Raw genomic sequence first — 19,683 nt, forward strand, 5'->3', positions numbered from 1 at the left:
AGGGGCCCAGCGGGTCCCCGCCGACCCGGCATCGGCGCGCGCTGCCTGAGAGCACGATGGCGAAAAAGGGCTCACAGAACACCGCCAAGGGCACGGACGGGGCCGAGAAGCAGCCGGGCCGTCTCAAGCAGATCGGCATGGTCGCCAAGGTCGTCCACCAGCAGAGCCCGCGCAGCATCCCGCTCGCGGTCGCCGTCGCGGTGGTCATCCTCACGGTCTTCGTCGTGATCGGCATCCTGACCGGGTCGTGGATCCTGTGGCCGCTGACCGGCCTGCCGATCGCCTTCCTGGTGGGCTTCATCATCTTCACCCGCTCGGCGCAGCGCGTGCAGTACAAGATCCTGGACGGACGCCTGGGCGCGGGGATGGCGATCCTGGACAACATGCGCGGCAACTGGGTGGTCGAGCCCGGTGTGGCGGCCAACAAGCAGATGGACGTGGTGCACCGCGTGGTGGGCCGCCCCGGCGTCATCCTGGTCGGCGAGGGCGACCCGAACCGCCTCAAGCCGCTGATCGCCGGTGAGAAGAAGCGCGTGGCGCGGGTGGCCCTGGACACCCCCATCTACGACATCAAGGTCGGCAACGGCGAGGACCAGGTGCCGATCTCCAAGCTCCAGCGCACGCTGGTCAAGCTGCCCCGCAACCTGGACAAGGCCGGGACCGCCGAGCTGAACTACCGCCTGCGCGCGCTGCCCGCCAAGATGCAGATGCCCAAGGGCCCCATGCCCAAGGGCGCCAAGCTGCCCCGGGGTATGCGCGGCCAGATGGGCGGCTGAGACCGCCCGCCCTCCTCACGCGACAGCGGGGGCCGTCGCACCGTACGGTGCGACGGCCCCGTGGTGTACGCGGCTCACTCGGGTTCGTAGCCGAGCAGGTCACCGGGCTGGCAGCGCAGTTCCCGGCACAGGGCGGCCAGGGTGGAGAAGCGGATCGCCCGTGCCCGGTCGTTCTTGAGCACCGACAGGTTGACCACCGTCACGCCGACCCGCTCCGCGAGCTGGGTCAGGGTCATCCCGCGTTCGGCCAGGAGCCGGTCCAGGTGCACCCGGATCCCGTCGTCCTCCTCCGGCGGCATCAGACCAGCCCCCTGGTGTCCTCACGCAGTCGGGCGCCCCCGCGGAAGACCTCCGCGAGCGCGACCAGGACCAGGCCGGCGAAGACGTGGGTGAGCGAGAGGGTGTTTCCCCCCGGAACACCCAGCGTGAAGAGGAAACCGTCCCCACCGAGGGCCCTGGACCACAGGTTCCCCTCGCAGAGCATCCTGACCAGGGGAACGAGCACCGAGCCCGCCAGGACCGTGAGCGCGACGGTGTAGACCCGGCGCACGTTGGCGGGGACGAAGGGGTCCCCCGCCCGCAGGCTCCGGGCGAGGGGCCAAAGCGCCGCCAGCACCACGAGGGCGGCCGCGCCGCCGAGCAGGCCGGGGGCCGCGAGCAGGCACCGCTCCAGGAGGGTGGGGTCGTGGAAGACCAGGCGCATGGTCCCGGTCGGCGCCGCCTCGTAGTCCTCGTCCGCGGTGGCCGCGTCGGGCCGGGGCCCGGAGGCCCCCTCCGGTACCCGCACGGTGATGCTGTCGGGCACCGTCCCGCCGCTCGCCGGCAGCAGCGAGGCGGTCCAGGCCAGGGCGACGAGCATACCGAGACCGACGAACACGATGCCGAGTCCGAGCAGGAGCCGCAGAATGACGTCGTCGCTCCGACTCCAGCGGACGTGGTACCACCTGGACATGACACACCCTTTGCTTATCGATTTTCGATAATAACGATAAGCCACGGCCTGTCATGTCAGGTCCCGCCGAGTCGGGCCCCGTCGTGTGTGGTTTCCCCAGGTACGCGACTCAGTCCTCACACGGCCGCGGACGCCCTGGAACGGATGACGGCTCACTCCGGCACGGCCGCCGCCGGACGCCGACCCGGCGTCTCCCCCCTTCCGGGGAGCCACCGGAGCGACGCGCGGTCAATCGCAGGGGACGGTGTCCTCGGCGGCGGAGGTGGCGCCCAGGGCGGCCAGGGGGTCCTGCTCCCCGCCGCTCTCGCCGCTTCGGCCGTCACCGCCGGGAACGCCCTCCCAGTCCTGTCCCATCACCAGCTCCAGCTCCCCGCCGAGACCGGGGACCTCCTCCAGCTGAGCGGCGGCGAGCACCGAGGCGAGCTCCTCCGCGTGCGGGCGCTGCCCCGGACCGTGGTAGACCGTGGTGTCGGCGGGCCGGCGCTCGCCGGGATTCCCGGTCCCGGTGACGACGAACCCGTGGTCGTTGACCAGGATCTGCCCGACCGCGGCGGCGAGGCCGTTCCGGCCGGTGCCGTTGAGCACCCGCACGGACACGTCCGCGGGCTCCACGGGCTCCTCCCCGGCGGACGCGCCGCCGCCCTCACCCTCCTCCGCCTCCCCGTCCCCGGGCAGCACCTCGCCGGCGGCCACGGCGGCGAACAGCTCACCCGCCTCGGGCTGCTGGAGGTCCAGCTTCTGCGCGTTGAACCGCGACTCCGTGACCGGGGCCATCACCATGTTCATCCGGCTGAGGTCGACCTGGCGCATGGCGATGGCCAGCTCGGCCATCTTGTCCACGCTGAGCCCGTCGTCGGTCACCATGCTGTCGGTGACCGAGCCCAGGAAGTCGTAGAGCGTGGCGGGGCTGGCCAGCACCTTGCCGCTGGTGACCTCGCGCAGCAGGGCGCCGATCAGCCGCTGCTGGCTCTGGATGCGGCCCATGTCGTTGCCGTACTCGGTGCTGTCGCGCGACCGGGCCAGGCCGAGCGCCTGCTCCCCGTCGAGGGTCTGCACGCCCGCCTCCAGCTGGAGGTGGGCCTTGGGGTCGTCGAGCGGCTCGGGGATGCACAGCTCGACGCCGCCGACGGTGTCGACGATGTTCTCGAACCCCGCGAAGTCCACCATCACCATGTGGTCCAGGTGGATGTCGGTGGTGCTCTCCACGGTGTTGCCCAGGCAGTCCAGGCCGCCGTACATCATGGAGTGGTTGATCTGGTCGAACCCGCCCCGCCACCCGGAGGAGTCCCCCACCGGGTCGCACCGGGGGATGTCCACGATCAGGTCGCGGGGCAGGTTCACCATGGTCACCGCGCCCCTGTCCACGTCGACGTTCACGATGACCAGCACGTCGGGGCGGTTGCCCTCGGACTCGGTGTCCACGCCCAGCAGCAGGATGTTGTGGATACCTTCCACTTGAACGGGCCGGTCACCCCAGGCGTCGGTGTTGACCTCCTCGGTGTCGATGCTCAGGGCGTCGCGGTAGCCCGCGTAGACGGCCAGGCTCGCCGCGATGAGCAGGCCGGTCACCCCACACGCCGCCCACTGGCCGGGGGTCATCCTCCCGGCGCGGGCCGAGGACACGTTTCTGGTAGCCAAGAGGCACCTGCGATCGGTATGGGACAGGGTCGGGTCCGGTCGCAAGGTCAGGGTGCGCCACACGCACAGCGGCACGGACGTAACGGCCGGATGCTACCGGAAGGTACGTAACGTGTCAGATCGCCATCGAACGCCGTCCCGGGGTCAGCAGGCGCTCTCCGTCTGCTCGGCGGTGCTGCCGCCCAGGTCCTCGGTGATGGAGACCGAGGGCTCGGAGGAGCCCTCGCCCGCGAAGCCGCCCCAGTCCTGGCCGATGACCAGCTCCAGGGTCTGGGGAAGGGCCGCGGCCTCCTCGGTGACCGCGTTCTCCAGCGAGCCGGCCAGCAGCTCGGCCGCCGCCTCCTGGCCCGGAGCGTAGTAGACCGTGGTGTTCTCGGGGAAGCGCTCCACGGGGTTGCCCTTGCCGGTGACCACGTACCCCTGGTCGAGCAGGACGGCCTCGACCTCGCCCGCCAGGCCGTCGATGCCCGCGTTGTTCATGATCTGCACGGAGATCTCGGAGGGGTCGGGGGCCTCCTGGGACGCGCCCTTGTCACCCTTGTCGCCCTTGTCCTCCTCCTCACCGCCAGCGAGGTCGGCTCCGGAGTTGATCGCCGCGAACAGTTCCGAGGCCGCGGGCTCGCTCATGGCCAGCCGGTTCGGGTCGGCGGGGTGCTGGCCGTTGGGCACGGTGACGAACTGGATGCGGCCCAGGTCGACCTCGCGCATGGAGATGGCGATGTCGGTCATGGTGTCCACGGTCAGCTCCTCGTCGGTGGTGACCGAGTCGGTGACCGCGCCCAGGAAGTTCGTGATGGTGACCGGGCTGGTCATGACCTCGCTGCTGAGCACCTGGCGCAGCATCGCGCCCATGAACTGCTGCTGGCGGTCGATCCGGGACAGGTCGCTGCCGTCGCCCTGGCCGTAGCGGGAGCGCACGTAGCCCAGGGACTCCTCGCCGTTGAGCTTCTGCAGGCCCGCGTCCAGCTCCAGGTGGGCCTTGGGGTCCTCGATCGGGGCGGGGATGCACATCTCCACGCCGCCGATGGCGTTCACCATGTCCTTGAACCCGGTGAAGTCCATCATGACGAAGTGGTCCAGGTGCACGCCGGTGACCTGCTCGACGGCCTTCCACTGGCAGCCCACGCCGCCGAAGGTCATCGCCGAGTTGATCATCCCGCTGTGCGGGCCCATCCCCTCGTAGCCCTCCACCGCCTCGCAGCCGGGCAGGTCCACGATCAGGTCGCGGGGCAGGTTCACCAGGGTGGCCGCGCCGCTGTCGACGTTGATGCTGGCGATGAGCATGGTGTCGGGACGCTCTCCCTCGGCCTCGCCGTAGTTGGCGTTCTCCCCCGAGCGGACGTCGGAGCCGATGATGAGCAGGTTCATCACGCCCTCGACACTGGTGGGCCGGTCCCAGGTGTCCGTGTCCACCTGCGCGGTGGTGATGTTGCCGACGATGCCCTGGTACCAGCCGTAACTGCCGAGGCTGACGAGGATCGCCAACGCGGTGGCGCCGCAGGCGACCCACTGGCCTGCGGACATCCGCACGGCGTTGAGTGCGCCCGAGGGGCGGGGGGCGGAGCGTTTTCCAGCCATGCGAACCTTCGGACGGTGCGACGGGACGGACCTGGTACGTGGGGGAGGGTGAGGGGGAACGCCGCGCGGGTTTTCGGTCATGCCCCGGCCGCAGCGATGAACGGATGTTAACAGCAGTCTCGAAACGGGTGCGCACACACGTGCGGCGGCACGTTCCACACTCGGAACGGAATGTGGCCCCTCAGTAGCGTGCGGCCACCGTTCCGGCGGCCCGGTCGTGCAGCCCCCGGGTGTCGCGGTCGTAGATGACGGCCGGGATGACCAGGCACAGCAGCAGGGTGCGCACGGTCACGGACAGGAACCACGGCCAGGATCGCTCGCCGGTGGCGCGGATGCCCACGCCCGCGATCCGCCGGCCCACGGTGGTGCCGAAGAGGGTGAGCAGGAGGATGTTCATTCCCGCGAAGAGCACCAGGACCGTGTTGTTCACCAGCTGCACGACCGCCTCCTGTGAGGTGGGGCCGGAGCCGAGCAGGCCCGCGCCGTAGGCGCCCCAGGCCAGCGCGAGCGCCAGCGCCCAGTCCAGGGCCAGACCGGTCAGGCGGCGCGCGACACCGGGAACCGAGCCCGGGCCGCTCGGGGGCAGGCCCAACCGGTTGCCCCGGTAGCGGAAGTCGTCCCCGGGGGCGGAGATGGCGCCGCCCCGGCTCTCGTCAGTCATACCTCCACGGTATCCGCGTTCCTCCCCCACCCGTGTCCGGGGCCGCTGAGGGGGTGTGACACGTCGGTCGGCCCGGGTGTCGCGGAGCACATCCGCCCCCGCGAAGCGTCCCGTTTTGGGCCCCTCCGGGGTGGAATCACCGGGTCAGGCCGCGTGGTCTGCGAAAACGGCGGGCTCCGTAACATGCAGGAAACAATCGAGACATGGCGCGGAAACCACGCACTCTTAGCTTCGAGAACGAAGCCGGGAGACGGCGCGCGATCCGACGTGTCCGCGATGGGGCGGACCCCGGTCCACCGTCTCAGCCACCTGCACGGAGGTTCGTTTTGTTCAGCAGCGTCGACGAGGTGCTCGCCTATATCCGGGACGAGGACGTCAAGTTCCTCGACGTCCGATTCACGGACCTGTTCGGAGGCGTGAACCACGTTACCCTCCCGACCGAGAACGTCGACGAGTCGACGTTCACCGATGGCCAGATGTTCGACGGCTCCTCGATCCGCGGCTTCCAGGCCATCCACGAGTCCGACATGCTGCTGCTGCCGGACCTGAGCACCGGTGTGCTGGACCCGTTCCGCAAGCACAAGACGCTGAACATGACGTTCTTCGTCCACGACCCGCTCACCCTGGAGTCCTACAGCCGCGACCCGCGCAACGTCGCCCGCAAGGCCGAGGCCTACCTGCGCGGCTCCGGCGTCGCCGACACCGCCTTCTTCGGCCCCGAGGCCGAGTTCTACATCTTCGACGACGTCAAGTTCGAGACCCGGTCCAACACCGGCTACTACGAGATCGACTCGATCGAGGGCGCCTGGAACACCGGCTCCACCCTTGAGGGCGGCAACCGCGGCTACCGTCCGCGCTACAAGGGCGGCTACTTCCCGGTCGAGCCGGTCGACCACTACAGCGACCTGCGCTCGGACATGGTGCAGCAGCTGATCGCGTCCGGCATCGAGGTCGAGCTCCAGCACCACGAGGTCGGCACCGCCGGGCAGGCCGAGATCGGTATCAAGTTCGGCACCCTGCTCCAGCAGGCCGACCGCGTGCAGCTGTACAAGTACATCGTCAAGAACGTCGCCAACGCCGCGGGCAAGACGGCCACCTTCATGCCCAAGCCGCTGTTCGGCGACAACGGCTCCGGCATGCACTGCCACCAGAGCCTGTGGAAGGACGGCGAGCCGCTGTTCTTCGACGAGTCCGGCTACGGCCAGCTCTCCGACACGGCCCGCTACTACATCGGCGGCCTGCTCAAGCACGCCTCGGCGCTGCTGGCCTTCACCAACCCGACGGTGAACTCCTACCACCGCCTGGTGCCCGGCTACGAGGCCCCGATCAACCTGGTCTACAGCCAGCGCAACCGCTCGGCCTGCATCCGCCTGCCGCTGACCGGGTCCAACCCCAAGGCCAAGCGCATCGAGTTCCGCGTGCCGGACCCGTCGGCCAACCCGTACCTGGCCTTCTCCGCCATGCTGATGGCCGGCATCGACGGCATCAAGAACAAGATCGAGCCGCCGGAGCCGGTCGACAAGGACCTCTACGAGCTGCCCCCGGCGGAGGCCCAGGCCATCAAGACCGTCCCGGCGTCCCTGGACGAGGCCCTGGAGGCCCTGGAGGCCGACCACGAGTTCCTGCTCGAGGGCGGCGTGTTCACCAAGGACCTCCTCGAGACCTACGTGGACTTCAAGCGCACCGAGGAGATCGACTCCCTGCGCCTGCGCCCGCACCCGCGTGAGTTCGAGCTCTACTACGACATCTAGTCCGTAGACAGCAGCTCCCCGGAGCGGCGCCCCGCGCGCCCTCCCCCTCGGGGCCGGTATCCGTTCGGATACCGGCCCCGACCCGGTTGCGGACCCGCGGCCTCACCCCGTGTGCCCGAGGGCGGACCGCACGGTTACCGTTGACGCGTGGCAAGGGACGGAAGAGTGGTCATGACGGCAGGTGCGCTCGCCAGGCGCGGTTTCAGCGACAGCGAACGGGCCCTGCGGCTGTTGTCGGAGGCAGGTCTGGACGCCCGGGCCGACACCGAGGTCATCGACGCCCTGGCGGTGGCCCCCGACCCCGACCTGGCCCTGCTCGGGCTCATCCGCGTCCTGGAGGCCGAACCGGACCCCGCCGAGGTCCTGGAGGCGGTGCGCGAGGACCGCGACCTGCGCGACCGGCTGTGCCGCGTGCTGGGCACCAGCAACGCCCTGGCCGACCACCTGGCCCGCCACCCGGGCGACTGGCGTGAGCTGCGCGGCGCCGACGCGGCCCGCTCCCCCGAACCGGAGGAGGTGCGCCACGGCCTGCTGCACACCGTGGGCGCCGACCCGCACAGCCCCGCGCCCACGGCCGACCCCGCCGCGGCCGGGGACGGCTCGGTCACCTCCCTGCGTCGGACCCTGCGCGTGGCCTACCGCAGGCGGGTGCTGCGCCTGGCCGGACGCGACCTCACCGGACTGTGCACGGTGGACGAGGTCGCCGCCGAACTGGCCGACCTGGCGGCGTCGGTGCTGGACGCCTCGCTGGCGGTGGCCCGCGCCGAGCACCCCGAGGACGCGGCGCTGTGCCGTCTGGCGGTCATCGGCATGGGCAAGTGCGGCGGACGCGAACTGAACTACGTCAGCGACGTGGACGTGGTGTTCGTGGCCGAGCCCGCCCGGGTACCCGGCGCGGAGGAGCCGGTGGAGGACCAGACGGCGATGCGCGCGGCGACCCGTCTGGCCACCGCGATGATGCGCCTGCCCTCGGAGACCGACGCCGAGGGCACCCTGTGGGAGGTGGACCCGGCGCTGCGCCCCGAGGGCAAGAACGGCCCCTTGGTGCGTCCGCTGGCCGGGCACCGCGCCTACTACGAGCGCTGGGCCAAGACGTGGGAGTTCCAAGCCCTGCTCAAGGCACGCCCGATCGCCGGTGACGCCGAACTGGGCCGGGCCTACATGGACGTGATCTCCCCCATGGTGTGGGAGGCGGCGGGCCGGCCGGACTTCGTGGAGGACGTGCAGGCGATGCGCCGCCGGGTGGTGGCGCACATCCCGGCGGGCGAGGCCGAGCGCGAGCTCAAGCTGGGGCCGGGCGGCCTGCGCGACATCGAGTTCTCCGTGCAGCTCCTGCAACTGGTGCACGGGCGCACCGACGAGCGCCTGCGGTCGGGCAACACCCTGCGGGCGCTGACGGCGCTGTCCGAACACGGGTACGTGGGCCGCGCCGACGCGGCCGGACTGGCGGACGCCTACCGGTTCCTGCGCCGCCTGGAGCACCTGCTGCAACTGGAACGGCTGCGGCGCACCCACCTGATGCCCGACCAGGCCGCCGAGGAGGGCGTCGAGCACCTGCGTCGCCTGGGGCGCGCGCTCGGGCTCACCTCCAACCCGGTCAAGGAGCTGACCGACGCACGGCGCCGGGTCTCCTCGGAGGTGCGGCGCCTGCACGAGAAGCTGTTCTACCGGCCGCTGCTCAACGCGGTGGCCAAGCTCCCGGGAGAGGAGGCCCGGCTCTCGCCGGACCAGGCCCGGGACCGGCTGGAGGCACTGGGGTTCGCCGACCCGGGCGGGGCGCTGCGCCACCTGGAGGCGCTGACCTCGGGGGTCTCGCGGCGGGCGTCGATACAGCGGACGCTGCTGCCGGTGATGCTCGGCTGGTTCTCCGACGCGCCCGACCCCGACGCCGGGCTGCTGGGGTTCCGCCAGGTGAGCGAGGTCCTGGGCACCACCCCGTGGTACCTGCGCCTGCTGCGCGACGACGTGAGGGTCGCCGAGCGCATGGCCTGGCTGCTGGGCACCAGCCGCTACGTGACCGAGCTGCTGCTGCGCGCACCGGAGGCGGTGGCGATGCTGGCCGACGACGCCGACCTGGCCCGCCGCTCCCCCGGTGTGCTGGCGGGCGAGGCCGAGGCTGCGCAGCGGCGCTACGACACGGCCGAGGAGTCGGTGTCGGCGGTCCGCGCGCTGCGCCGCCGCGAGCTGCTGCGCACGGCCGCCGCCGACCTGCTGGAGGTCTCCTCGATCCAGGAGGTGGGCTCGGCGCTGACCGACATCGCGGCGGTGACCATCGAGGCCGCGCTGAGGCTGGCGCAGAACACGGTGGTGGCGGCTTCCGGGGACGAGCCGCTCACCCGGGTCTGCGTGGTGGCGATGGGCCGGTTCGGCGGCGGTGAGCTGACCTACGCCAGCGACGCGGACGTGATGTACGTGCACGATCCCCTTCCGGGGGTGGACACCGGCGCGGCCACCAGGCAGGCTCTGGCGATCGTGCGGGAGCTGGCCCGCCTGCTGGAGATGCCCGCGGCGGAGCCGCCGCTGAAGGTGGACACCGACCTGCGCCCGGAGGGGCGCAGCGGGCCGGTGGTGCGCACGCTGGAGTCCTACGCCGCCTACTACGGGCGCTGGTCCCAGGTGTGGGAGAGTCAGGCGCTGCTGCGGGCCAAGCCGATCGCGGGCGACCCCGGACTGCGCACGGCGTTCACGGAGCTGATCGACCCGATCCGCTATCCGGTCGGGGGCGTCGACTCCTCGGCGGTCCTGGAGATCCGCAAGCTCAAGGCGCGGATGGAGGCCGAGCGCCTGCCGCGCGGCGCCGATCCCACCCTGCACACCAAGCTGGGCCGGGGCGGGCTGTCGGACGTGGAGTGGGTGGCCCAGCTGCTCCAACTACGTCACGCCCACGAGTACCCGGAGCTGCGGACCACGGGGACCCTGGAGGCGCTGGAGGCGGCCGTGGCGCACGGCCTGCTGGACGCGGAGGACGGCGAGGTCCTGGGACAGGCGTGGAAGCTGGCCTCGCGGGTGCGCGGCATGGTGATGCTGGTGCGCGGACGCGGCGGGGACTCCCTGCCCACGGATCTGCGCGTGCGGGCGGCGCTGGCCGAGGCGATGGGCTACCGCAGCGGCGAGGACGAGGAGGGCGTCTGGGAGGGACCGGCCGAGCAGCTGACCGACTCCTACCTGCGCACCACCCGGCGGGCACGCGCGGTGATGGAGCGGGTCTTCTACGACGACTGAGTCTTCCGGCGCAGGCCCGGGCGCCTTGGAGGCGGGTTTCGGGTCGAAGCAGGCGCAGTGGGCTCTCCCGTGCCTGGCTCGTCCCTCGCTGGCGGCACGTCCGAGATCCCGAACCCCGTCAGCGCCCCCGCGCCGGAGAAGCGGGGGCGCGGGGCCGCACGGGGTGGGAGTGGTGCGGCCCGGGGACGGGCCCGGGAGGTGGCGCCCGGCGGCGGGGCCGCGGGGCGCCACGGGCGGTCAGCCGTTGCGCCAGGTGACGGTGGTGGCGGGGCCGACGCGGTTGCCGCCCGCCTCCCACTCCACGTTTCCGGCGCCGTCGATCTTGACCAGCTTCCACTCGGTGTCGGAGCCGATGGGGGCGGTGCCCGACCACACGGGGTAGGTGGAGGCGTCGGTGGACAGCTTCACCCCGCCGTGCGGGTTCCACGAGCCCAGCCCGGGTGTGGAGCCGACCACGTACACCTCCTGCCCGTACCAGGTCTCCACGGTGGCCGAGAGGCTGACCTGGCTCGGATCACCCGGGTCGCCCGGGTCGGCACCCCCGCCGCAGGCGTCGGGGTCGTCGCAGGTCCCGCCCACGTGCAGGGCGACGGCCCCGTTGGCCGGAACCTGGGCGCTGATCCGGCCGTCGGCGACGGTGAGGGAGCCGCCTCCGGCCGCGTTCTCGTAGCTGCCGTCGGGCAGGTTCGTCGCGGCGTTCAGGTTCCAGGTGCCGCCGGAGGCGTTGAAGGCCGCGAAGCCCCGGTCGCCCCGGTCGAAGGCCACCCGCGAGGAACCGTCCCGGGCGCGTTCGGCGAGCGGGGCGTCCCCCACCGCGTTGCGGAAGGCGGCCATTCCGGCGACCGTGGGGTCGCGGTGCTCGCAGATCCAGTCGGACCTGGAGCAGTCGGCGTCCTCGGTGACCCATCCGGCGGGGTCGCCGGGCACCTCGCCGACGCTGGGCGGGCCCTCGGTCTCGTTGCCCTTGAAGTCGTAGCTGGACATGACCACCGGAGTGCCGTAGGGGTGGGCCAGCATGAAGGCGGTGGCCAGGTAGTAGCGGTCCCCGTCCATGTGGGTGAGGGTCGGCTCGTAGCGCTGGGTGTCGTGGTTGTCGATGAACACGACCGCCTGGTCGGAGGTGAGGCCGCCGTAGTCGCCCGTGGAGGTCAGGTCCGCGATGTCGCCGCCCGCGAAGCGGGAGGACACGTCGCGCTTGTAGTCGAAGTTGGTGACCTGACCGTAGGGGGTGTAGGCGGTGTAGGGGACGGTGCCGTCGCCGTAGACCTCGTGGTAGACGTGCGGCTTTCCGCCGAAGCCCGGGACGTCGTCGAGCTGGCCGAAGATCGCGCCGATGTCCTCCTCGGCCACGTGCTTGGAGGCGTCCACCCGGAAGCCCGCCACGCCGAGGGCGACCAGGCCGTTGAGGTAGCGCACGAGCTGGGCGCGGACGTGGGGGCTGGCGGTGTCGAGGTCGGCCAGCTCCAGGAGCTGGCAGTTCTGCACCTGGTACTTGTCGTTCCAGTCGGTGATCTGCTCGAAGCAGGGCCCGAAGTCGTTCCGGGTGTAGGCGGCGCTGCCGTCGCCGAACAGGTCGGGGTACTCGTACTTGGCCCACTCGGTGCCGTTGCTGCCGGTGCCGGAGCCGTTGCCGGTCATGTGGTTGACGACGGCGTCGACGTAGATCCGCACGCCGCTGTCGCGGCAGGTGGCGACCATGTCCGCGAACTCGTCAGCGGTGCCGCGCCGGGTGTTCTCGATGCTGTAGGAGACGGGCTGGTAGTCCTGCCACCAGGGGTAGTTGCCGCCCTCGGCGAAGGGGATGACGACGTGTTCCTGGGGCGGGGAGACCTGTACCCCGCCGAAACCGTTCGGTCCGAGGAACTCCTCGCACTCGTCGGCGACGGCGTCCCAGGTCCACTGGAAGAGGTGGACGATGGTCTCGCCGTTGCCGGTGGCGCTGGTCTGGGCGTCCGCGGCGGGGGCGGGGGCCGCCGCGGCGGGAGCCGTCAGCAGGCCGGCTCCCATCAGCAGGGCCCCGGCGACGGCGCCGAGTCCGGATGGCTTCATGTGCGCTCCTTGGGGGAGGTGCGTGGCGGGGCTGCGCTGCCCCGACCGCCGTACTCTTGCAGTGATTGCAAGAGTTTGCGTGAGGGTGACGAACGTAACAGACGCTCCCTCCCTTGTGAACAGCCGGTGTCAGCCGGGTTTCGGTACTCACCCAGAGCGATCGACAACGCCGCGACCTGCACAACTTGACGGTTAAGTAGCCCTCTCATACGGAGCGCATTCTTCGGAGCGCCACCGTGAGCTGCGAAGACGCGCCGAGGCCCTGAGGGCGTGAAGGATGAAAAATTTTGCAGAATCACTGAAAGACACGAAAAACCGGTGGCGGCACGGACCACGGGTTCCGTGCCGCCACCGGCGGATGGCGTGAGGGACGGGACTACCAGAAGACGGCCACACCGATGTTGAGGACGGCGAGCACGCCCGCGGTGACGGCCAGGTTCCTGGCGGGCCTGCGCAGGTTGAGCACGCCCACCACGACGACGGCCACGGTCACCAGGAGCTTGACGCCGACCTTGACGTGGTTGAGGTCGCCCAGGTCCGCCGTCTCGGCGAGCCCGACGAGGAGCAGACCGGTGACCAGCTGCAGCAGGGAGCTGTGCAGCAGCACCTTGGGAGACTTGGCATTGCCGGTCATGACCTGCATCAGGAAACCCGCGAGGATGCCCGCCAGGCCGATCATGTGCAGGAAGACGAGCGCGGAGTAGATGATGTCCATACCGGAACACTACTACGGCTTGTAGTTTTCGCTTCCGCTCATATGACACACTGACGTAGCAAATCCGGACCTTTCGCCTCGGCCGTCCGCGCACCGCCGCCGACCGGTGCGCGCACACCCCTCACCCTCGCCCCGCGGCCCTCCTGCGCCGCCACAGCACCCAGGCCAGACCGGCCAGCGCGGCCGCCCCCGCGGCACGCAGCAGGCCGTCGCGGTCGGTGAACTCCGACACCCGCCACGCCACGGTCGCCTCGGTGACGTCCACCGTGTCGCTCGCGCACGCGGTGGGGTCGGAGTTCCGGTCCAGCAGCAGGCAGGCCGTACTGGTCAACCGTTCGCCCCCCTCCGGCGCCCGCACGCGCAGGGTGTACACCGCCTCCTCCCCCGCGGGCACGTCCACGTTCCAGTTCACGATGCCCTCGTTGACCACCCCGTCACCGCCGACCTCCACGATCTCCACCGCGGTCGGCACGTGCTGGGCGAGCAGCGCCCCCTCCACCGGCTCGGCGTCGTCGTTGGCGACGGTGGTGCGCAGGGTGACCTCCTGTCCGGGACGCGGCGGCTTCGCGTCCGCCTCCAGGACCAGGCCCACCCGAGCGCCCTGGTCCGCGGGCGGGGACGGGACCTGCTCCACCCCCCGGAACTCGTCGGCGGCGTACGCGGGCGCCGCGAGCGCCCCGGCCGCCGCCAGACCGACCGCGGCCGTCCGCCCGTACGCCCTGTTCCCCCGGTACTTCTGAGCCATGCCGAGCCTCCCGCGTGTTCACGAACCGACAGCCCTAGCAAACTATGAGTGATCACACAACCGCATGTGGTGACACGCCCCCGGATGAGAGCACCGTCACCGGCGTTCCGCGGCGGAGGCGGGGCTTAGCCGGACCCCGGGACGCTCAGACACCGTCCGCCCCTCTCCGCGTCAGGACTGGGACTTCTCCCCATGCGGGGCCCGGGGTCTTAGGGCGAGGGTGGAGGCCACGGTGCGGACACGGGTCCGCGCTCAGGACGGGAGAAGTCACCGTGTTCCACAGCGAACTGCTCAGCGCCAACGCCGAGAAGATGACCGAGCAGCGCATCCGTGAGGCGCAGAACCTGCGCGCCGCCAAGCAGGCCCGCGCCGAGGAGCGCGCGCGGCGCCGGAAGGAGAAGCGCGAACGGCGGCGCTCGGGGCGTTCCTACGGCCGCGCCGCCTGAACGGTGCGGAGCCCGGCTGCGCGCGTCCACGGACTCGGCACGGGCTGAGCCGGCCAGGATGGGAAAACCCCGGGAAAGCGCCCTGGTTTGTCGACATAATGGTCTCTATGCCGGTTCTTATGGAGAGCAGTACCGTTTTCGTGGGTCGCGAACCCGAACTCCGGTTCCTTCGGGAACACGCCGCGCGTTCGGCCAGCGAGGCCTCGGGAACGGTCCTCATCGGCGGGGACGCCGGTGTCGGCAAGAGCCGCCTGGTCGGCGAGTTCACCGCCGCCCTGCCCCCGGGGTCGGTGTTCGTCGGCGGCTGCCTCCAGCTCGGCGTCGACGGCCTGTCCTACGCGCCCTTCACCGCGGTCCTGCGCCAACTGCTGCGCGAGCGCGGACCGGCGGTGTTCGAGGCCGCCGCACCCGGCGGGTTCGGTGAGCTCGCCCGACTGCTGCCGGAGCTGGGGGAGGTCTCCGGGCAACGCCCGGAGAACCGCGCCGTCCTCTTCGAGCAGGTCCTGCGCCTGTTCCACCAGGCCGCCGAGGGCGGCGCCGTCACCGTGGTCCTGGAGGACCTGCACTGGTCCGACGGCGCCACCCGCGACCTGCTCGTCTTCCTCGTGCGCAACCTCGACCTGCCCGGCGTGCAGATCGTGGCCACCTACCGCAGCGACGACCTGCACCGCTCCCACCCGCTGCGCCGCCTGCTCCCCGAGTTGCAGCGCGTGCCGGGGGTGGAGTCCCTGCGCCTGGAACCGCTCAGCCGGGACGAGGCGGCGGCCCAGGCCGCCGCGATCCGGGGGACGGTGCTGACCCACCACGAGATGGACGAGCTCTACCGGCGCACCGAGGGCGTCCCCCTGTTCGTGGAGTCGCTGGCGGCCGCGGCCGACGGCTCCTCCGACGAGGGCGGCGCCGTGCCCGACCAGTTCCGCGACCTGCTCCTGGAGCCGCTGCACCGCTTCGACGAGACCACCCTGTTCGTCCTGCGGGTGGCCTCGGTCGGCGCCGTCTCGGGCGGGGTCGAGCACGAGATGCTCTACCACGCCGCCGGGCTGCCCGAGCACCGGCTGGAGGCGGCCCTGCACACCCTGGTCGACGCCAACGTGCTGCGCGCCGAGCGCACCGGATACCGCTTCCGGCACGCGCTGCTGCGCGACGCCGTGCACGGGGAACTGCTGCCCGGCCCCCACGCCCGCCTGCACATGCGCTTCGCCGAGCTCATCGACGAGTACCCCGCCTCCGTCCCCGTCGACCGCCGGGCCGCCGAACAGGCCCACCACTACAACGCCGCCCGGGAGCTGCCCCGGGCGCTGCAGGCCGCCTGGTGGGCGGCGGTCCGTGCGGGAGACACCCTCGCCTACGGCGAGGAACTCGACATGCTGGAACGGGTGCTGGCCCTGTGGGACCGGGTCCCGGACGCCCGGGAACGGGTCCAGGGCCGCACCTGGGCCGAGGTGGCCAGCCTCGCGTCGGGCGCCGCCGTGGAGGCGGGACGCGGCAGGCGCGCCCTCGAACTGGCCGAGGAGGCCCTGGCCACGCTCTCGGAGGACGACCGCGACGAGCGGACACTGGCGGTGCGGGCCGGACTCCTGCGTCGCAGGGGGCTGGCCCGCGCCGCGGAGTCCCAGGGCAACGGCGTCCTCGACCTGGCCGAGGCTCTGGAACTGCACCCGCCGCACATGCCGGGGTACTGCATGCTGCTGGCCGTCCTGGCCAAGGAGAGCCTGCTCCACCGCGCCGACCGGGTGCCCAGCCCGGACCAGGCGCGGCTGCGGGAGCTGGAGAGGGCCGGAAGGACGGTGCGCGCCCTGGCCGAGGAGGCCATCGCGCTGGCCGACCCCGACCGGGCGGGCGACACCTGCGCGGCCGCCGACGCCCGCATCACCCTGGGCGCCCTCCACATGCAGGCGGGCGACCTGGCCACGGGGCGCCCGCTGGTCGAGGAGGCCATCCGCTACGCCGCCGCGGCCGGTGACCCCTCCCTGGAGGCGCGGGGCGCGGGCAACCTCAGCCACTTCCTGCGCGAGCTGGGCCACCACGAGGAGGGCCTGGCGGTGCTGGAGGAGTCCCTGACCCGCCACGAGGCGATGGGGTGGGCGGCGGTGCACAAGACCTTCAACCAGCAGAACAGAGCCGAGATCCACTTCGAACTGGGCGAGCTGGCCCGGGCCCGCGAGATCGCCGAGCAGGTGGCCAGCGCCCGGCAGACCGACCCCAGGCGCTGCTACGCCGGCGGTGTGCTGTCCCGCACCGCCGCCGCCCAGGGGGACCTGGCGGCGGCACGTCGGGCCCTGGACGAGATCAGGCGCGCGAGGGCCACGGCCTCGCAGCGGATGAACACCGTGCAGTTGGCGGTCCTGGGGCAGCTGGAGACCGACCTGGTCGCGGGGGCCGTGGACGAGGCGCTCACCCTGTCGGAACTGACCCTGGAGCGGCTGGTCCTGGACTCCGCGCCCGGCTACCAGTGGCCGATGGCCAACGCCATGGCCGAGGCCGCGCGGCTGGGCGCCGACCCGGCCCGCCCGCCGGAGACGGCGGAGCGGGCCCGGCGTGTGAGCGCCCTGGTCGGCGAACTGGTGTCGGCGGCCTCGGCCCACGGGGCCGCGCAGCGCGCCCACCGGGCGTCCGTACGGGCCCGTCTGGCCGCGGTGGACCCCCGGGAACCGGCGGAGCGGCTGGAGCTGTGGGCGGAGTCCGTGGCGGCCTGGGAGGCCACGCCCATGCGGCTGAACCTGGCGGCGGACCTCCTGCGGGCGGCCGAGGCCGCGGTGGCGGCCGGAGAGCGCGACCGCGCCCTGCCCTGGCTGCGCCGGGCGCACGCGATCGCCGTGGAGTGCGGAGCGCAGCCCCTGGCCAACGCCTGCGCCGGCCTGGCCCGAAGGATGGGCGCGGGCCTGGTCGAGGACGTGGCCCCGCCCGCGGCTCCGGCGGGGCTCACCCCCCGTGAGACCGAGGTCGCCCGGCTGCTGGCCCTGGGCCGCACCAACGCCCAGATCGCCGAACAGCTCTTCATCACCCCCAAGACCGCCAGCGTGCACGTGTCCAACATCCTGGCCAAACTGCGGGTCCCCAACCGGGCCGCCGCCGGGGCCCGGCTCCGGGAGCTGGGCCTGGTCTAGCCAGACGGTCCACCGGCTGGTGACGGGCGGGCGCCGGTCGCGGCTGAGGTTGCGGGGCTGATCTTGGTGCCCGGCGCGGACTGGCGGCGCTTGTACTCGGCGCGGTCCGCCATGCGGACGACGCGGCGCGCGAGGTCGGGGTCGTACCCGGCGGGGACCGGCTCGCCCCCGCCCTTGTCCGTGCCGACGCAGGCGTCCAGGACGGCGTCGACGCCGCGCACCCGGACCACCGCGAGGGTGTCGCCGGGAACGAAGGTGCGGGACTCGTCGAACACCCCGTAGTCGGGCAGGTGGTGCCTGGCTGGCGCGCGCCCTCCTCGGCGGTCCGGCGCGCGGAGTCGGCGACGAGGGACAGGTTTGCCTCCAGGCCCCCGCCGCGGGGTTGACCTGGGCCAGGGCGGCTCCCAGCCGCCCCACGCACGCGAGCGTGGTTCCCGCCCGCCGCGCCGTGCGGGTGCGCCCCTACGCCTGCGGCGGACAGACGCGGGGCGGTGGTACGAAACCACCGGTCAGCGGTCATAATGCGTGTGCGGGGTGACGGACCGGGCAGGCTGGTTGGCGTGTGCGGAAATACCCCGGAAATATCCGCACGGCAGACTGGCTCTGGGACACTGTGCCCGGCTCGACCCCGTGTGCGGCGGGAGGGGCCGCGGACCGACCGGCATCGAGGAAGGTTGATCGTGAATCGACAGCAGGAATTCGTGCTCCGTACCTTGGAGGAGCGCGACATCCGGTTCGTGAGGCTGTGGTTCACCGACGTGCTCGGGTACCTCAAGTCCGTGGCGGTCGCCCCCGCCGAACTGGAGGCCGCCTTCTCCGAGGGCATCGGTTTCGACGGCTCGTCCATCGAGGGGTTCGCCCGGGTCTACGAGGCCGACATGCTGGCCCAGCCCGACCCCTCCACCTTCCAGGTGCTGCCCTGGCGCAACGAGCCGCACGGCACCGCCCGCATGTACTGCGACATCCTCATGCCGGACGGCTCGCCGTCCTCGGCGGACCCGCGGCACGTGCTCAAACGCCAGCTCGGCAAGGCCTCCGACCTGGGGTTCACGTTCTACACGCACCCCGAGATCGAGTTCTACCTGCTCAAGAAGATGCCCGAGCTGGGCGAACTCCCCGAGCCCAACGACTCGGGCGGCTACTTCGACCACACGCCGCACAACAGCGCGCACGACTTCCGGCGCAACGCCATCAACATGCTGGAGGCCATGGGCATCTCCGTGGAGTTCAGCCACCACGAGGGCGGCCCGGGGCAGCAGGAGATCGACCTGCGCTACGCCGACGCGCTGACCACCGCCGACAACATCATGACCTTCCGGCTCGTGATGAAGGAGGTGGCGATGGAGCAGGACGTGTACGCGACCTTCATGCCCAAGCCCTTCACCCAGTACCCGGGTTCGGGCATGCACACCCACCTGTCGCTGTTCGAGGGCGACCGCAACGCCTTCTACGAGCCGGGCGCGGACTTCCAGCTGTCCAAGGTGGGGCGCGGGTTCATCGCGGGCCTGCTGCGGCACGCCGACGAGATCACGGCCGTGACCAACCAGTGGGTCAACTCCTACAAGCGCCTGTGGGACGACCCGGCCGCCTCCGCCGGAATGGGCGGCGAGGCGCCCGCCTACATCTGCTGGGGCCACAACAACCGCTCGGCCCTGGTGCGCGTGCCGATGTACAAGCCCGGCAAGTCCAACTCCAGCCGGATCGAGATCCGCTCGCTGGACACCGCCTGCAACCCCTACCTGGCCTACGCGGTCATCCTGGCCGCCGGGCTCAAGGGGATCGAGGAGGGCTACGAGCTGCCGCCGGGCGCGGAGGACGACGTCTGGGCGCTGACCGACGTCGAGCGCCGCGCGCTGGGCATCCGCCCGCTGCCGCAGAGCCTGGACGAGGCGCTGCGGATCATGGAGAACAGCGAACTGGTCGCCGAGACCCTCGGCGAGCACGTGTTCGACTTCTTCCTGCGCAACAAGAAGGCGGAGTGGTACTCCTACCGCCGCCAGGTCACCCCCTACGAGCTGCAGCGGTACCTGCCGACGCTGTAGG

The 19,683-nt window shown here is 71.7% G+C and carries 15 protein-coding genes; 6 read left to right on the plus strand and 9 right to left on the minus strand.

Annotated elements, in window-relative coordinates; translation table 11 throughout:
- Window positions 1–56 precede the first annotated feature (56 nt).
- On the plus strand, window positions 57–776 hold the full coding sequence (locus tag FYW95_RS00560; RefSeq protein WP_159941111.1) for a DUF4191 domain-containing protein: 720 nt from the start codon (window positions 57–59) through the stop codon (window positions 774–776).
- 74 nt (window positions 777–850) lie between these two features.
- On the opposite strand, the gene FYW95_RS00565 is transcribed toward FYW95_RS00560, so the two are convergent.
- From FYW95_RS00565 to FYW95_RS00585, 5 genes are all read right to left on the minus strand, one after another.
- A complete protein-coding gene (locus tag FYW95_RS00565) occupies window positions 851–1,075 on the minus strand; it encodes a helix-turn-helix domain-containing protein (RefSeq protein WP_159941113.1) in 225 nt (74 codons plus the stop codon).
- On the minus strand, window positions 1,075–1,728 hold the full coding sequence (locus FYW95_RS00570) for a DUF2975 domain-containing protein (RefSeq protein WP_159941115.1): 654 nt from the start codon (window positions 1,726–1,728) through the stop codon (window positions 1,075–1,077). The genes FYW95_RS00565 and FYW95_RS00570 overlap by 1 nt, the downstream gene beginning before the upstream one ends.
- 228 nt (window positions 1,729–1,956) lie before the next feature.
- Entirely contained in the window at window positions 1,957–3,327 is a 1,371-nt protein-coding gene (locus FYW95_RS00575) for an LCP family protein (RefSeq protein ID WP_159941332.1), read from the minus strand.
- Window positions 3,328–3,510: 183 nt separating this feature from the next.
- Window positions 3,511–4,944 (minus strand): LCP family protein, encoded by a 1,434-nt coding sequence (locus FYW95_RS00580; RefSeq protein ID WP_159941117.1) that lies wholly within the window; start codon window positions 4,942–4,944, stop codon window positions 3,511–3,513.
- 181 nt (window positions 4,945–5,125) lie between these two features.
- Window positions 5,126–5,605 carry an RDD family protein gene (locus FYW95_RS00585; RefSeq protein ID WP_159941119.1) on the minus strand — a complete coding sequence of 160 codons (480 nt, stop codon included), beginning with the start codon at window positions 5,603–5,605 and terminating at the stop codon, window positions 5,126–5,128.
- 326 nt (window positions 5,606–5,931) lie between these two features.
- On the opposite strand from FYW95_RS00585, the gene glnA reads away from it, so the two are divergent.
- A complete protein-coding gene (gene glnA, locus FYW95_RS00590) occupies window positions 5,932–7,356 on the plus strand; it encodes a type I glutamate--ammonia ligase (RefSeq protein ID WP_159941121.1) in 1,425 nt (474 codons plus the stop codon).
- Between the two features lie 171 nt (window positions 7,357–7,527).
- Window positions 7,528–10,578, plus strand: coding sequence for a bifunctional [glutamine synthetase] adenylyltransferase/[glutamine synthetase]-adenylyl-L-tyrosine phosphorylase (locus FYW95_RS00595; RefSeq protein ID WP_159941123.1), 3,051 nt, complete (start codon window positions 7,528–7,530; stop codon window positions 10,576–10,578).
- 237 nt (window positions 10,579–10,815) lie between these two features.
- Here FYW95_RS00595 and FYW95_RS00600 read toward each other — a convergent pair whose 3' ends face one another.
- From FYW95_RS00600 to FYW95_RS00610, 3 genes are all read right to left on the minus strand, one after another.
- Window positions 10,816–12,627, minus strand: a complete 1,812-nt coding sequence (locus FYW95_RS00600; protein ID WP_160049872.1) for a carbohydrate-binding module family 20 domain-containing protein — start codon at window positions 12,625–12,627, stop codon at window positions 10,816–10,818.
- Between the two features lie 376 nt (window positions 12,628–13,003).
- Window positions 13,004–13,342, minus strand: a complete 339-nt coding sequence (locus tag FYW95_RS00605; RefSeq protein ID WP_159941127.1) for a hypothetical protein — start codon at window positions 13,340–13,342, stop codon at window positions 13,004–13,006.
- A gap of 121 nt (window positions 13,343–13,463) precedes the next feature.
- Window positions 13,464–14,087 (minus strand): hypothetical protein, encoded by a 624-nt coding sequence (locus FYW95_RS00610; protein WP_159941129.1) that lies wholly within the window; start codon window positions 14,085–14,087, stop codon window positions 13,464–13,466.
- 272 nt (window positions 14,088–14,359) lie between these two features.
- On the opposite strand from FYW95_RS00610, the gene FYW95_RS27515 reads away from it, so the two are divergent.
- The gene (locus FYW95_RS27515) at window positions 14,360–14,533 is read left to right on the plus strand and encodes a hypothetical protein (protein WP_201294580.1); all 174 of its coding nucleotides are present in this window, start codon (window positions 14,360–14,362) and stop codon (window positions 14,531–14,533) included.
- Between the two features lie 107 nt (window positions 14,534–14,640).
- Window positions 14,641–17,640, plus strand: coding sequence for a helix-turn-helix transcriptional regulator (locus tag FYW95_RS00615; RefSeq protein WP_159941131.1), 3,000 nt, complete (start codon window positions 14,641–14,643; stop codon window positions 17,638–17,640).
- Here the strand turns inward: FYW95_RS00615 and FYW95_RS00620 are convergent.
- A complete protein-coding gene (locus FYW95_RS00620) occupies window positions 17,637–17,915 on the minus strand; it encodes a hypothetical protein (protein WP_370462968.1) in 279 nt (92 codons plus the stop codon). The two genes, FYW95_RS00615 and FYW95_RS00620, sit on opposite strands and share 4 nt — an antisense overlap.
- Before the next feature lie 405 nt (window positions 17,916–18,320).
- On the opposite strand from FYW95_RS00620, the gene FYW95_RS00625 reads away from it, so the two are divergent.
- Complete coding sequence (locus FYW95_RS00625; protein WP_201294582.1) at window positions 18,321–19,682, plus strand: glutamine synthetase family protein; 1,362 nt, start codon at window positions 18,321–18,323, stop codon at window positions 19,680–19,682.
- Window position 19,683 lies beyond the last annotated feature (1 nt).

This window comes from Nocardiopsis sp. FR4, from assembly GCF_009830945.1.
Classification (GTDB): domain Bacteria; phylum Actinomycetota; class Actinomycetes; order Streptosporangiales; family Streptosporangiaceae; genus Nocardiopsis.

Coding starts and splice junctions, on each gene's coding strand:
- FYW95_RS00560 (WP_159941111.1), top strand. CDS start 57: ATGGCGAAAAAGGGCTCACAGAACACCGCCAAGGGCACGGACGGGGCC.
- FYW95_RS00565 (WP_159941113.1), bottom strand. CDS start 1,075: ATGCCGCCGGAGGAGGACGACGGGATCCGGGTGCACCTGGACCGGCTC.
- FYW95_RS00570 (WP_159941115.1), bottom strand. CDS start 1,728: ATGTCCAGGTGGTACCACGTCCGCTGGAGTCGGAGCGACGACGTCATT.
- FYW95_RS00575 (WP_159941332.1), bottom strand. CDS start 3,327: ATGACCCCCGGCCAGTGGGCGGCGTGTGGGGTGACCGGCCTGCTCATC.
- FYW95_RS00580 (WP_159941117.1), bottom strand. CDS start 4,944: ATGGCTGGAAAACGCTCCGCCCCCCGCCCCTCGGGCGCACTCAACGCC.
- FYW95_RS00585 (WP_159941119.1), bottom strand. CDS start 5,605: ATGACTGACGAGAGCCGGGGCGGCGCCATCTCCGCCCCCGGGGACGAC.
- FYW95_RS00595 (WP_159941123.1), top strand. CDS start 7,528: ATGACGGCAGGTGCGCTCGCCAGGCGCGGTTTCAGCGACAGCGAACGG.
- FYW95_RS00600 (WP_160049872.1), bottom strand. CDS start 12,627: ATGAAGCCATCCGGACTCGGCGCCGTCGCCGGGGCCCTGCTGATGGGA.
- FYW95_RS00605 (WP_159941127.1), bottom strand. CDS start 13,342: ATGGACATCATCTACTCCGCGCTCGTCTTCCTGCACATGATCGGCCTG.
- FYW95_RS00610 (WP_159941129.1), bottom strand. CDS start 14,087: ATGGCTCAGAAGTACCGGGGGAACAGGGCGTACGGGCGGACGGCCGCG.
- FYW95_RS00615 (WP_159941131.1), top strand. CDS start 14,641: ATGCCGGTTCTTATGGAGAGCAGTACCGTTTTCGTGGGTCGCGAACCC.